Source organism: Chryseobacterium sp. BLS98 (assembly GCF_001045445.1).
In the GTDB taxonomy this organism is placed as follows: domain Bacteria; phylum Bacteroidota; class Bacteroidia; order Flavobacteriales; family Weeksellaceae; genus Chryseobacterium.
In genome coordinates, this window is record NZ_LFNF01000005.1 from 318,386 (window position 1) to 333,149 (window position 14,764).

Consider the following 14,764-nt stretch of genomic DNA (forward strand, 5'->3'; position numbering starts at 1 on the left):
TAAAACACCAAATAGTGGCTAAAAATATTATCATAAATGCAAAATTAATTAGAACAAGTTGGTAATCTAAATTTAATCTTTCAGCCTTTTATCTTCTTCGTTGTAGGCAAGAATAATCTTTTTCACCACAGGATGCCTCACCACATCTTCTTCTGTAAGATGTACAAAACCAATTTCTTTAACGTCTCTGAGAATTCTCATCGCTTCCTTCAATCCGGATTGCTGTTTTGGGGGCAAATCAATTTGGGTTGGGTCTCCGGTGATGATAAATTTGGCATTCATCCCCATCCTTGTCAGGAACATTTTCATTTGGGCATGGGTTGTGTTCTGAGCTTCATCCAGAATTACAAAGGCATCATCCAGTGTACGCCCTCTCATAAAAGCTAAGGGAGCTACTTCAATTACTTTTTTCTCCATAAACCCTTCCAGCTTCTCGTGAGGAATCATATCCCTTAATGCGTCATATAGTGGTTGCAAATAAGGATCCAGCTTTTCTTTCAGGTCTCCCGGCAGGAACCCAAGACTCTCCCCTGCTTCTACAGCGGGTCTGGTCAGGATAATTCTTTTTACCTGCTTATCTCTCAAAGCTCTTGCTGCCAATGCCACACTGGTATAGGTTTTCCCGGTTCCCGCAGGCCCGATTGCAAAAACCATATCCTTTTTCTCGGTCTCTTTAACCAGTTTTTTAAGGTTGGTTGTTTTCGCTTTGATGATCTTGCCATTAACACCTTTTACAATGATATCCTGATCAAAAATCAGTTGTTTTTCATGCTCATCCTTAATATTCAGCACATTTTCAACGTCTTTTAAAGCGATCGAATTATTCTCAGAGATAAATTTTACAAGGTTATCCAGTTTTTGTTTTAATATATCCAAAGCTTCCTGATTGCCCATTGCAAAGACAAAATGGTCTCTTCCAGTGATCTTAAGCGTAGGAAAGCTTGATTTTAATAAGTTGAAATATTGGTTATTAACGCCATAGAAGGTCTTTACATCGATGTCCTCCAAATCATATGTTAATTCAAACATGCAGTATTTTATTTTTATTAGATTTTAAAATTAAAGCTTTTTTTCAAATTTATATCAATTCTTTTCTACAATCTTTTGGGGCTTTCTTTATATTTTAAATAACTTTGCAGGAAACACTATTTATTCTATCACAATCCATGTCGATTATTACCCTTACTTCGGATTTCGGAAATTTAGATTACAGAGTTGCCGCTGTGAAAGGCAAAATCCTGTCTCTAAATCCTAAGGTTAATATTATTGATATTAGCCATGATATCCAGGCTTTCAACCTCATACAGACCTCATATATAGTACGGAATGCCTATAAATATTTTCCAAAAGGGACCATTCATATCCTTTCTGTAGACAGTTTTTACAACAGATCAAGAAAAAATATTCTGTACAAGGCAGATGGCTCTTATTTTTTAGCAGCTGACAACGGTCTTTTAAGTCTTATCTTTTTTGATATCAAGCCGGAAGCCATCTACGAAATTACCTTAAACAACCGCTTCGATGATGTGATCAACTTCACGTCTACTGATGTTTTTGTACCTGCAGCAGTGCATCTGGCCAATGGCGGACTTCCTGAAGTGATCGGGAGGAAAATAGATACCTCCAAACAGCTCCTGTTCCCTAAACCGGTTTTCAATGAATCTGAAAAAATGATCATTGGTGAAGTCACCTATATTGATAATTTCGGAAATATAATCTCAAATATCAGCAAAGACTTTTTCGAAAGCAGTGGTAAAGGAAATGAAGGTTTTACCATAAAATTCAGAAATTTAACTCTTTCGAGAGTATATTCCAGCCATACGGAAGTAGTTTCAGACTGGGAGAGGGAAACGGAATTTCACGGGCAGTCGGCAGCAATCTTCAATGACAGTCAGCTTTTGGAGCTTACCATCTATAAAGGAAGTAAAAAAAACGGGGCAAAAAGCCTGTTTGGACTCAATGTAGGCGAGAATATCTACGTTGAATTTGTCTAAGATTATATATTCCATAAAAAAACCGATTTTTTTTATATATTTGTCAAAATCTAAAAATTAAAAATGGCAGAATACAAATTATTGCTTCCTTCCATGGGAGAAGGTGTTATGGAAGCGACAATTATCACTTGGTTATTCAATGAAGGTGATAATGTAAAAGAGGATGATTCCGTAGTTGAAATTGCAACAGATAAGGTAGATTCAGACGTTCCGACACCAGTTTCGGGGAAAATTGTAAAAATCCTGAAACAGAAGGACGAAGTTGCTAAAGTTGGTGAAGCCATTGCTATTTTAGAAATTGAGGGAGAAGGCGGAAATACAGCTTCAGAAGTAATAACAGAAGCTCCGGCAGCCACTCCTGATCCGGAAACTTTAAAAACTATCGAACAGCCGCTACAGGCAACTGCTTCCAATGTGGAATTTTCAGGTGACCTTTACCTGTCTCCACTTGTAAAATCAATTGCACAGCAGGAAAACATTTCCGAATCTGAGCTTAAAACAATTAAAGGAAGCGGTTTAGAAGGAAGAATTACAAAAGAAGATATATTAGGCTATGTTTCCAACAGAGGAAATCAGCCGGCTCAGCAGGCAGCCCCTGTACAAACTGCAGCTCCGGCAGCACCACAGGCTGTGGCTTCAGCACCGGTTTCCACGGTTCCTGTAGCAGCAGGTGATGAGATCATTCCAATGGACAGAATGAGAAAAATCATTGCTGAAAACATGGTAAAAGCAAAACAGATTGCTCCGCATGTTACCTCTTTCATTGAAACAGACGTTACCAATGTCGTAAAATGGAGAAATAAGCATAAAGATATTTTTGAGAAACGTGAGGGTGAAAAACTGACTTTCATGCCGATTTTCGTGAAAGCTGTAGTGAAAGCTATCCAGGATTTCCCAATGATCAATGTTTCCATCAGCGGAGAGAATATCATCAAAAAGAAAAATATCAATATCGGTATGGCGACTGCTTTACCGGATGGAAACCTTATCGTTCCTGTTATTAAAAATGCTGACCAGCTATCGCTTTCAGGTTTGGCAAAAGCAATCAATGATCTGGCTTACAGAGCAAGAAACAAGAAATTAAGACCTGAAGATACTCAGGGAGCTACTTATACTATTTCCAACGTAGGAAGTTTTGGAAACCTGATGGGTACGCCTATTATTCCTCAGCCTCAGGTGGCTATTTTAGCTATCGGTGCTATCGTTAAGAAGCCTGCTGTTCTTGAAACCAAAGACGGGGATGTTATTGCGATCCGTCAGCTGATGTTCATGTCTCACTCTTATGACCACAGAGTAGTAGACGGATCGTTAGGCGGAATGATGCTGAAACATGTTCATGATTATCTTCAGAACTGGGATCTGAATACAGAAATTTAACAGATAATGCCGGATAAGTGACCCATTTTTTAAAAAAATCATGTGGAACTTATCAAAACATCTTACCATACAAAACCTTCGATCTTTTCGAAGGTTTTTTTCTATTAAAACTTTATCTGTACATTTGAGTCAAATCATGAAACAAAATAATCTTAAATAAACATCACAACCATCTCAAAATATGAAAAGAGTAACTTTAATTGCAATCATTTCATTATGTGTCATCATTGCAACCTATTTTATCGAAATTATCATAGGATTTTTCAATACTGACAATATCATATACATATACCGTTTTTGCAGTGTATTGAGTATATTAGGTTATGTCGGCCTCTTACCCTTCTTTATTAAGCTTTATCAAAAACAACAATAATGGATAAAGAATTAAAAGAACTTTTCGAAATCAAAGAAGATGAAAAAATATTAGTTTCAGAAGAGAAGCAGGATATTCAAAAGCATATTCTTATCCGTCTTGGAATATTAATAGCCGGCACCATTGGTTTTATTGTAATCATACTTAATTCCAATGGTTGGGATGTTTTAGGTTACCTGATATTTATGTTTGCATTTCATGCGGTATGGCTTGTTGGTATTCTTATTGAAACATTCATCCTGCATATCAACAACAAATATACTCTCAGGAATACCAATCTGATATTTACTGCTGTTATGCTGGTTCTTTATTGTATCGGATATGTTACAGTGTTCAACCCACAGTTTTAATCATTATCAATATAAAAGCTTCCTCAAAAGGGAGAAACTCAAGGGTTAACGAAGCTGTAAAAGTTTTTGCATTAAATGTTAAAGAAAAACCTCAATCGGCAAATGCTTTTGATAGTTTGGGTGAAGGTTATTTTTCAATTAAAAATTACACTTTGGCCCTGGAAAATTATAAAAAATCTTTAGAATTAAATCCTGAAAATACTAACGCTTCAAATATGATTAATAAAATACAGAACTTAACAACAAAGAATTAAATAAGATTTAAAATCAAATCGTTCAATAAAGTCAATCCCGCGAAAGTTGGGATTTTTTTTATTTGAAAATTTGAGTAATAATTTTATCTTTAAGACATTCAAAGCTTCATTAATGGAAATAGATTTCAGAAAACTACATGCTGCCAAACTATTTGACTTTTCTAAAAAAGAAGAAGAATTAATTCTGGAAATTTATGAGAATCTATTTGAAAATTATGATCTTTCGGTGATGAATATAGAAGATTCTCCTTATAATGATTTTAAAACCAATGATGAAATCCCCTTGATTACTCCAAAAATCTGTTACTTTATTACAGACAGATACAGAAATTTTTCTTTTTATCTTTTTATAGTAAGTAAAAAAGGAACAACAGCAAAAGGAGCACGTACGACCAGTGAGTACGACAGCCTACAGATTTGGGGAATCAAAAAATTGAATGAAGATTTCAGTTTTATCACTCTCAATAAAAAGAAACTCGCTGATAAAATAGCAGGAATTTTCAGCAGCTTTAACATTAATTTTAATAATGACTCGGACTTTAAAGATTTTTATGTTTTGGGAAGTGACCAATATAAAACAATGTCATTTTTAACCCCTGATAGAAAAAAAACAATCAAAGAATTCCCTGATGACGAGTTCCAGCTGACCGTTAAAAATAACCTGTTAAGTTTTGGACTGCCCAAAGAGCTTTCTATAAACAATGCTTTAATAACAGCTGCTTTTTTAAAAGAAATCTAATTCTACCTTTTAATTACGCACTTATACAAAACAAACAAATGCTGAAAATTCTCTTCCTCATCCGAAAAGGCCTTAAAAAGTCTTTCGATAACATCCGCAACGAACAGCTGAAAAACAATCTGCTACAGGCTATTCCTTTCTGGATAGGTTCTGTGATCACAGGATTTTTTGCCGTGATGTATGCCAAAATATTCGCATGGGGAGAACACCTGTTGAATTTCATTATGAACTGGAACGCCTGGATGATTTTCATCATTGCTCCGATAGGTTTTGTCCTTTCCTGGTGGCTGGTAAAGGAATTTGCCCCGAATGCCAAAGGTAGCGGCATTCCGCAAGTGATGGCAGCGGTAGAACTGGCCAATCCAAAGGAACACACCAAAATCAGAAGCCTTCTTAGTTTAAAGATTATTGTTTTCAAAATCATTTCATCCGTAGTTCTGGTAATCGGCGGCGGAGCTGTGGGAAGAGAAGGACCAACCATCCAGATCGCCGGATCGGTTTTCAGGAAAGTGAATGAATATCTGCCCCACTGGTGGCCGAAGATCTCTAAGAAAAATATGATTATGACAGGCGCAGCGGCAGGGCTTGCGGCAGCATTCAATACGCCTTTGGGAGGAATTGTATTTGCTGTGGAAGAACTTTCCAAAACCCATATCAATTATTTTAAAACAGCTTTATTCACTGCTGTGATTATTGCAGGATTAACCGCGCAGACTTTAGCAGGATCTTATTTATATTTGGGGTATCCGAAAACAAATGATGTTTCTCTGATGGTGATGTTCCCCATTATTCTTGTAGCGGGAACGGCCGGAATTCTGGCCAGCCAGCTTTCCGTAATGATGCTTAAAATGAATGACTGGAAAAAAAGAAAACTCAAAACTGATAGAGCCAATATCCTTTTCCTCGTTCTTTGTGCCCTGTTCATTGCTTCTATTGCCTATTTTATCAACCGTGAAATTCTGGGCTCAGGAAAAGAAATCATGGAGCGTGTTCTTTTTACCAAAGACAAACATGAAGACTGGTATGTCCCTATTTTAAGGATGCTTGGCCCTGCTCTTTCTTTTACATCAGGTGGTGCAGGTGGAATCTTCGCCCCGGCCCTTACTGCGGGAGCCAGTATAGGTTCTGTGATCTCAGGAGCCATTCATTTAAGCCCTAACGAAACGAACGTTGTCATCCTTGGAGGAATGGTCGCCTTCCTTACCGGAATCACCAGGGCTCCGTTTACATCCGCTATTATTGTACTTGAAATGACCGACAGGCATTCCCTTATTTTTCATTTGATGTTGGCCGGTATGGTCTCTTCCATCGCTTCTATTCTGGTAAGCAGGCATTCCTTATATGATGTGATTAAAGTGAATTTCCTCACGGAGATCAGAAGTAAGGATTAGTTCCGTGGTTCGGGATGCAGGATGCGGGGTTTCAGTCACAGAATGATACTTTAAGTTCAAAAACTTTTAACTCGAAACGAAAACCCGGAACTTTAAATTAGAATCTCGGAACCCGCACCCCGAAACAATTTTACTATCAGTATTGCATATTATAAATATATTCTCTAATTTTGCACCTCGAAATAATTAACAAATTCATTTAACATTATGAACAATTACGAAACTGTTTTCATTTTAACTCCCGTTCTATCTGATGCTCAGGTAGAGGAAGCAGTGAAAAAATTTGAAGATCTTTTAAAAGAAAAGAACTGTGAAATCGTTGCCAAAGAAAACTGGGGATTAAAAAAACTAGCTTATCCGATCCAATTGAAAAAGAACGGATTCTACACTTTAATCGAGTTTAAAGGTGAAGGTACTGTAGTTGCTGATTTAGAATTGGCATTCAAACGTGACGAAAGAGTAATCCGTTACCTGACTACAAAACTTGACAAGCACGCTGTTGAGTATGCTGTAACTAGAAGAACTAAAATCAAAGCAGCTAGAGCTTAATTATTAACCCTATTTTTAAAAAAGACAAGACATGGCAATAGACGAAATGGCTAAACAAGCCTCAGCTGGAGGAGAATCTGAAGTAAAATTCCTTACTCCGCTTGATATCAATACTAAATCTGAAAAGAAATATTGTAGATTCAAAAAATACGGAATTAAGCACGTTGATTACAAAGATGCTGATTTCTTATTACAGTTCGTAAACGAGCAAGGTAAAATCTTACCAAGAAGATACACTGGAACTTCTTTAAAATACCAAAGAAAAGTTTCTGCTGCTATCAAAAGAGCAAGACACCTTTCTTTACTACCTTACGTAGCTGACTTATTGAAATAAGACAAAAAAATAAATAAAAGAAGAGGGCAACCTCTTCTTTTGTTGCTGAATAAATAATTAATTCTAACTTGATTTTAGATTTCAGATGTCAGAATAAAGGCTTTAAGTCTAACTTCTAATATCTAACTTCTAACATCTAAAAAAAGGACAACAACAATGGATATCATCCTAAAAAAAGACGTAGAAAACTTAGGACTTGAGTTTGATACAGTAAGCGTAAAGCCTGGTTATGCAAGAAACTTCCTAATCCCTCAAGGATTTGCACTTTTAGCTACTCCTAAAAATAAAGCAGCTTTAGAAGCTACTTTAGAAGCTAGAAAAGAAGAAGAAGCTAAATTAATCGCTACAGCTAACGGTGTAGTTGAGCAGTTGAAGAAAACATCTATTACTATCCCTGCAAAAGTAGGTTCAGGTGATAAATTATTCGGATCTATCAACAATGCTGATCTTGCTGAAGCTTTAGGAAAAGCTGGTGTTTCTGTAGAGAAAAAATACATCAAAATTCCTGGTAATACAATCAAGAGAACTGGTAAATTCACAGCTCTTATCAGACTTCACAGAAATGTTGAGTACAACTATGAATTCGACATCGTATCTGACGCTCCTGTAGTAGCTGCTCCAGCTGCTAAAAAAGAGGAAGTAAAATCTGAAGAAGAAGCTTAATAAGCTGAATTTCTCGAAATACAAAACCACTTCGTTTGAAGTGGTTTTTTTGTGCTTAATTTATAGGGTTTGCGAGTATTTTTTAACTACCTCGTCTTTTTGCGGTGCAAAAATCCACCCCTTCAGTGAAGGGGAATTCGGGTCGACATAAATTCTTATAATTAAGAAGTCATTGGCTTGCAGTATATCACGTAACTCGAAGCCCGAATCACGAACCCAAAAGCTCTCCTACTCTCCAACATAGCTTATCTATCACCTTTCAATCTCTGCTGATACTCCGTAGGCGGCACTCCAATAACTTTCTTAAAGATATTACTGAATGATGACAGGCTATTGTATCCCACCATCATGGCTATTTCGTACATATTGTACTTTCCTTCCAGCATAAGCTCAAGAGAACGGGTAATCCTCAAGGCGCGGAGAAAACGGACGTAATTCATCCCCAGAGTCTCTTTAAACTTCCGGGAAAGGGTTCTGGTGCTCATTCCGAATTCTTTTGCTGTAGATTCAATCGTAAGGGGCTTTTCCAGATTGGCATGAATGTATTTTGCGATCTTTAACAGGGTTTCATCTTTGGGAAATGGATGTTGAACCGGAAAAGCCAGTTTTTTATCTCTCTTTTCAGGAAGAATACCTTTCAGAGCTTTGAGGAAATAATATTTTGCTCCATCATTTTTTGTGATTTTCCCATCCCAGCCTTTCGTATATAAAATCATTTCTCTCAATAAATGGCTGACCGAATAAATATTAATTTCATCAAAAAAGCCATTTTCGTTATCTTCTTTTTTAAAATAGAAATTGTAAAGATCCACTTTGGGGCTTGTTGAAAAAATATAATGCGGCGTTCCTGCAGGAATCCACATAAAGCATCTTGCAGGAAGATACCAGTGTTTGAGATCTGTAAAAACATGGACTATTCCGCCCTCTGCATAAACCAATTGGGCAGAACTGTGACGATGGATATCCGTAGTTACATTCCCTGTAAGAACATTGTAAATATAAAATTCCGCATCCTCTTCTTCTACTGCTTTAAAATGGCTGTCGTTCATCATATAAAGATATAAAGAAATTCTGAATTGGCGTAAATGAGCAAATCTTTTTCTGTTTTCACAAATCGGGTCTTATACGGGACTCCGTAACTTTGCTGCATCAAAATCAATCTAGCAAAAATCCTTTAACTAAATTATGAATATGATATTTAACGCATGCCGGTATCAGTGCATGACGTTGTGCCTGCTGCTGGCCGGCAGTTTTTTACATTCACAAATGATCGATTATCAGCATCTCAGCCTTCAGCAGGCTATTGAGACTGGTTTGAAAAACAACAAAAATATACAGATAAGCCATCTGAAAAAGGAAATGTCCGCCACCAGGGAAAAAGACCTTGCCATGGAAAAACTTCCGGATATAGAATTTCACACCAGTTATAACCAGGTGACGAATCTTTTTCAGCATCAAAACGGTTTTTTCAATAAAGCCACCAAATATGATGTCATCAACGGGATGTATGATTTTACGCTTTCAGCATCAATTCCGGTCTATATGGGTGGAAAAATAAGGAACACAGAAAAAAAAGCATCTATAGACACTGAGATCTCAGCATTAAGAACCCATTTGGATGAAAGACAGCTTAAAATGGAGATCATTACGGCCTTCCTTCAGATTCATCATTTAAAAGAGCAGCAAAGCCTTATCAATGATAAAATGAAAGAGGATTCCATCAATATCAAACAGGTAAAAAGCTTAAAAGCCAATGGAGTTGTGACGGTAAATGAAGTTTTGAGAACGTCTTTACAGCTTTCCAACCATACGATGAGCTGGACAGAACTGGATAATGATATCCAGATTGCAGAACATCAGCTTAAAACCATTCTTTCTCTTCCGGAAAACCTGGAAATGCACGTGGATACAGAAAACCTTATTTCCGACAAAACCACGATTCCTTATATTGAAGAATTAACGGAAACAGCTTTAAACAAAAATGAATCTGTAGAAATGTCCCATAAAAATCTTTCCCTGAAAGAATTGGATCAGAAAATTATAAAAGCTAATTATTTACCTAAAATTACAGCGGGCGGAGAATATTTTATCAAATACCCCAACATGATGTTCTTTCCTCCTGAACCTTATGCCTACCGTCTCGGAATGCTGGGTGTAAATCTTACCTACCCCATCGAAAACCTGTATAAAAACAAGTACAGGATGCAGGAAGCCCGGGAGAATATTGATCTGGCCAAATTACAGATCGAGGAAAACAACGAAAAAATAAGGCACAGCGTTTATGAAGCATACAAAAAGTTTGAAGAAACGGATCAGAAAGTAAAGATTGCTGAAGAAGCCATCTACCAGGCCAAAGAAAACTACCGTATTGTAAAAACAAAATATGCGAATAAATTAAGCCTGATCACAGAGCTTATCGATGCAGATAATGCGTATCTGGAGGCTGAATCCAACCTTATCTCCGTAAAAATTAACCGACAACTAAAATACTATCAACTCCAGTACACGATTGGAAACTTATAAAAACTATGGCAAAGAAACAACTGACACAAAAGGAAAAAAGAATCAACAAAACAATTACCTTGCTGGCCTGGATCCTGATCATCAGCGGAATTACAGGAATGGTAAGCTTTTATATTTTCTCAAGGAAAAATGTGACTACAAACGACGCCCAGATTGAGCAGTATATTACCCCGGTTTCAAGTAAAGTTTCAGGATTTATTAAAACCATTCGTTTTGAAGAAAATCAGTTCGTACACAAAGGTGACACATTGATTGTGATCGACAACAGGGAATTTATCAATCAGGTAAAAATGGCTGAAGCCGGCCTCCATGCCAACGCTGAAAATATCACAACCATTGAAAGCGGCGTCAACACAAAAGAAAGCGATTCTAAAATTATTGATGCCAAAATAGCTTCCGCAAAAATTGATATCTGGAGAACAGAACAGGATTTTAACCGATATAAAAACCTGGTTGCAGAAGATGCTGCTACCGAACAGCAATTTGAAAATGTAAAAGCTTCTTATGAGCAGGCAAAAGCCAATCTTTTAGCACTGGAACAACAAAAAAATGCAGTAAGAGCGGGTGCCAGCGAACAGCAGACTAAAGTAGCTCCAGTCAAAAGTCAGATTCAGCAAAGCTCCGCCAACCTGAACAATGCCAGACTTTTTCTTTCCTATACAGTCATTACAGCCCCGTACGACGGCTGGGTCGGTAAAAAAACCATTCAGGAAGGACAGCTGATTAAAGAAGGCCAGGCACTGGTACAGATCGTAAGCAAAGAAAAATGGATCATTGCCAATTACAAAGAAACCCAACTCGGGCAGATTGATACCCGGCAGGAAGTAACCGTCACTGCAGATGCTTATCCGGATATTGAATTCAAAGGAAAAGTAGTTTCGGTATCGCCGGCATCGGGCTCACAGTTTTCTTTGGTTAAGCCTGATAATGCTACAGGAAACTTTGTCAAAATCGAGCAGAGGTTTCCGGTAAAAATCATCCTGGACAATAATCAGAACAATGAAAAACTGCTATCCGGGATGAATGTTCTGGTAAGCGCAAAAAAAATTTGAAAGTAAGAGGGTTTTGAGAGTTTGAGGGTTTGAGGATGATAGCGATAAATGATGTTTATGGAAAAACTTGCACCCTTGTCTCTCGACTCTTTCTCTTAGTTCTTAGTTCTTGGTTCCTAGCTCTTGGCTCTTGGCTCTTGGTTCTTAATTTTCCCCCACATAAATTACCATGCAACATAATACTGTTTATCATAAATGGGTCCCACAATGGCTGAAACTGCCGCTTTTGGTACTGGCACTGTTTCCCCACCTGATGTTGTTGTCGCTGCTGCACTCCAACAGTGCCTTCACCTCTTCTTTTATGGATGTAGATTCAGATGACATCCAGTATCTGATGATTCTGATGTACGGAACATTTGTAGTTACTCTTTTGGTTTTACAACGGTTTATGGCTTATTTCAGCGTAAAATATTATGTGCTGCTGATGTCTTCCATTTCCGTGATTATTTTGTATATCCTGTCCGTTACCAATAATTACCAGGTTATTCTGGTCGTACGTTTCCTGGAAGGAATTTTCGGGCTTCTGGAAGGTGCCATTTTTCTTCCGCTGATTATTGCCGAACTGAAAACCAAGCATGCCAAGGTAATAGCCTACCTTTTTATGTATACCATTATGCTGACAGGTGGAACGGTTACCACTTCTTTACTGAAATCAAGCATTGAAAATTATGATTTTCAGCATATGATCCTGATGATGGTTTATTTTCATGTTTTTGTCCTGATTATTGGAGTTGCCCTGTTCAATACCAACAGATTCTTCCCGAAAATGCCGCTTTATCAACTGGATATCACGAGCTGGTTCCTATTATGGGCCTGTCTTCAGTCTGGAGGATATGCTATTATTTACGGAAAAAGACTGATGTGGTTTCAGTCGGATACCATCGTAATGTGTCTCTTTATATTTTTGATTTCAGGAGGTCTGTTTATGCTAAAACAGAGGAATTCCAAAAGACCTCTCTTTCATTTTGAAGTTTTCAGCTCAAGAAACGTTGTTGCCGGAATGATTCTGTTTTTCATCTTCTATCTGATCCGGTCCGGTCTGAATAATGTTTACAGCGTTATGGCAACAGTCTGGAAATGGCCGTGGGATTATATTGTCAATATTCAATACTGGAATGTGGCGGGAACGCTTATCGGTATTATTTTATCCGGAATATGCCTGATGCGGGGCATTTCTTCCAGAATCGTTTTCTTTACCGGGTTTCTGCTGCTGGCGATAGATTGTGCATGGTTTACCTATACATTCTACCCGGACACTACCCTTTCAACCATCTGTCCTCCTTTATTTCTGCAGGGAGTTGCACAGGGATTACTGTTTACCCCTTTGGTTTTCTTTTTAATTTCCGGAACGCCGGAAGAATATCTCTCTAACGCAACAGCTCTGGGGACTACAACGCGTTTCTGGACCACTGCGATCGGATATGCTTTGATGCAGAACCTGATGCTGTTTTTAACGTTAAAGCATTCTGATACATTGAGCTTTAACCTTACCGATACCAATCCTGTCTTTTACAGCCAGTGGAATCAGGTCTTCGGAGCTCAGTTATCCAGACTGCCCGTCAATGAATCTTTATCTCTGACTGCCGGAGCTTTTAAAGCAAAAATAACAGCACAATCGGTCCTTCTGTCCAATATGGAGATTTTTACAGGACTGTTCTGGCTGGCTTTAGTCACAGCATTTGCTTTACTGCTGTATCATCCTGTGAAAATAGCAATACGGAATATCATGTGATTTAGGCCGAAAATTTGCTGTAGTTTCAGAAATTTGATTGTATGAACATTCAGGAAATTGTAAATCATCAGAAAGATTTTTTCAAAACACAGCAGACAAAGAATATTAAGTTCAGGAAAATGTATCTTGAAAAGCTTAAAAACATCGTTATAAGTAACGAGGAACTTTTGTACAAAGCCATTGATAAAGATTTTGGCAAATCAAGATTTGATACATTTACAACGGAAATTTCCTTTATCCTGAATGATATTGATTATTATCTGAAGAATTTAAATTCACTTTCAAAGCCCAGAAAAGTCAGAACCAATCTGGCCAACCAGATCGGGAAAAGCAGGATACATTCCGAACCTCTGGGTAATGTTCTTGTCATAGGTGCCTGGAATTATCCTTACCAATTATCATTTTCTCCTGTAATTGCAGCCCTTGCAGCAGGGAACTGCTGTATTTTAAAGCCAAGTGAAATTGCAGAAAATACAATGAAACTGATGGCCAGACTCATTAATGAAAACTTTCCTCCCGAATATTTGTACGTGTATGAAGGCGGTATTGAGGAAACCACAGAGCTTTTGAAGCTGAAATTCGATAAAATATTCTTCACCGGAAGCACCAAGGTTGGAAAAATCGTTTATCAGGCTGCTGCAGAGAATTTAACGCCTGTTGTTCTTGAACTGGGTGGAAAATCACCCGCTATTGTCACCAAAGATGCCAATCTGGAAGTCGCTGCCAAACGAATTGTATGGGGAAAGTTTCTCAATGCCGGACAAACCTGTGTTGCCCCGGACTATCTTTTGGTTGAAGAACCTGTCCGCGAACAGTTCCTCGAAATGCTGAGAAAATATATTACGGAGTTTAAATACGGACCGGATGCCGACTCTTATACAAGAATCATCAACCGCAAAAATTTCGACCGGCTGGTAAGGCTTATTAACAGGGATAAAATTTATTTTGGTGGGAATTCTGACGAAAGGAAACTGTTTATAGAGCCTACTCTTCTGAATAATGTAAACTGGGAAGATGAAATCATGCAGGAAGAGATCTTCGGCCCGATACTTCCGGTCATCAGCTTTACCAACTTCAACCTGGCCATCAATACCATTCTTGAACTGGAAAAACCTCTTGCCGCCTATCTTTTTACCCGGAATTCTGAGGAAAAAGAAATTTTCACTGCGAAATTGTCGTTTGGAGGAGGATGCATCAATGATGTCATTATGCATTTAGGCAATGACCGCCTGCCTTTTGGAGGAGTTGGAAATTCCGGTATCGGCAGTTACCATGGATCTTATGGCTTTGAAGCTTTTTCGCATCAGAAATCTATTCTGGAAAAATCAACATGGGGCGAGCCAGATATAAAATATCCGCCTTATTCGGATAAAAAATTAAGCTGGATCAGGAAGCTATTATAAATAAAAAACCGGGAAAATTTTCCCGGTTTT

General features: G+C 37.9%; 14 protein-coding genes. 12 read left to right on the top strand and 2 right to left on the bottom strand.

The window, feature by feature from the left end; translation table 11 throughout:
• Positions 1–72 precede the first annotated feature (72 nt).
• Positions 73–1,029 (bottom strand): PhoH family protein, encoded by a 957-nt coding sequence (locus tag ACM40_RS18825; RefSeq protein ID WP_048504321.1) that lies wholly within the window; start codon positions 1,027–1,029, stop codon positions 73–75.
• Positions 1,030–1,166: 137 nt separating this feature from the next.
• On the opposite strand from ACM40_RS18825, the gene ACM40_RS18830 reads away from it, so the two are divergent.
• The 8 genes from ACM40_RS18830 to rplI all read left to right on the top strand — a co-directional run bounded on the left by ACM40_RS18830 (position 1,167) and on the right by rplI (position 8,024).
• Positions 1,167–1,994, top strand: a complete 828-nt coding sequence (locus ACM40_RS18830) for an S-adenosyl-l-methionine hydroxide adenosyltransferase family protein (RefSeq protein WP_048504322.1) — start codon at positions 1,167–1,169, stop codon at positions 1,992–1,994.
• 63 nt (positions 1,995–2,057) lie between these two features.
• Positions 2,058–3,371, top strand: coding sequence for a dihydrolipoamide acetyltransferase family protein (locus tag ACM40_RS18835; RefSeq protein WP_048504323.1), 1,314 nt, complete (start codon positions 2,058–2,060; stop codon positions 3,369–3,371).
• A gap of 372 nt (positions 3,372–3,743) precedes the next feature.
• Complete coding sequence (locus ACM40_RS18840; RefSeq protein ID WP_048504324.1) at positions 3,744–4,094, top strand: hypothetical protein; 351 nt, start codon at positions 3,744–3,746, stop codon at positions 4,092–4,094.
• A gap of 366 nt (positions 4,095–4,460) precedes the next feature.
• Positions 4,461–5,087 (top strand): hypothetical protein, encoded by a 627-nt coding sequence (locus ACM40_RS18845; RefSeq protein ID WP_048504325.1) that lies wholly within the window; start codon positions 4,461–4,463, stop codon positions 5,085–5,087.
• Between the two features lie 38 nt (positions 5,088–5,125).
• A complete protein-coding gene (locus ACM40_RS18850) occupies positions 5,126–6,478 on the top strand; it encodes a chloride channel protein (RefSeq protein ID WP_048504326.1) in 1,353 nt (450 codons plus the stop codon).
• A 207-nt stretch (positions 6,479–6,685) separates the two neighbouring features.
• Positions 6,686–7,027 (top strand): 30S ribosomal protein S6, encoded by a 342-nt coding sequence (gene rpsF, locus ACM40_RS18855; RefSeq protein WP_034706729.1) that lies wholly within the window; start codon positions 6,686–6,688, stop codon positions 7,025–7,027.
• A gap of 31 nt (positions 7,028–7,058) precedes the next feature.
• Complete coding sequence (gene rpsR, locus ACM40_RS18860; RefSeq protein ID WP_034706728.1) at positions 7,059–7,361, top strand: 30S ribosomal protein S18; 303 nt, start codon at positions 7,059–7,061, stop codon at positions 7,359–7,361.
• Positions 7,362–7,517: 156 nt separating this feature from the next.
• On the top strand, positions 7,518–8,024 hold the full coding sequence (rplI, locus tag ACM40_RS18865) for a 50S ribosomal protein L9 (protein ID WP_048504327.1): 507 nt from the start codon (positions 7,518–7,520) through the stop codon (positions 8,022–8,024).
• Between the two features lie 245 nt (positions 8,025–8,269).
• On the opposite strand, the gene ACM40_RS18870 is transcribed toward rplI, so the two are convergent.
• Complete coding sequence (locus tag ACM40_RS18870) at positions 8,270–9,076, bottom strand: helix-turn-helix domain-containing protein (protein ID WP_048504328.1); 807 nt, start codon at positions 9,074–9,076, stop codon at positions 8,270–8,272.
• Positions 9,077–9,209: 133 nt separating this feature from the next.
• On the opposite strand from ACM40_RS18870, the gene ACM40_RS18875 reads away from it, so the two are divergent.
• From ACM40_RS18875 to ACM40_RS18890, 4 genes are all read left to right on the top strand, one after another.
• On the top strand, positions 9,210–10,547 hold the full coding sequence (locus ACM40_RS18875) for a TolC family protein (RefSeq protein WP_228376219.1): 1,338 nt from the start codon (positions 9,210–9,212) through the stop codon (positions 10,545–10,547).
• 5 nt (positions 10,548–10,552) lie between these two features.
• Positions 10,553–11,599: an HlyD family secretion protein gene (locus ACM40_RS18880; RefSeq protein WP_048504329.1), complete on the top strand. Its 1,047-nt coding sequence runs from the start codon at positions 10,553–10,555 to the stop codon at positions 11,597–11,599.
• Positions 11,600–11,768: 169 nt separating this feature from the next.
• On the top strand, positions 11,769–13,331 hold the full coding sequence (locus ACM40_RS18885) for a hypothetical protein (protein WP_048504330.1): 1,563 nt from the start codon (positions 11,769–11,771) through the stop codon (positions 13,329–13,331).
• Between the two features lie 41 nt (positions 13,332–13,372).
• Entirely contained in the window at positions 13,373–14,734 is a 1,362-nt protein-coding gene (locus ACM40_RS18890) for an aldehyde dehydrogenase (RefSeq protein ID WP_048504331.1), read from the top strand.
• The last annotated feature ends 30 nt before the right edge of the window (positions 14,735–14,764 follow it).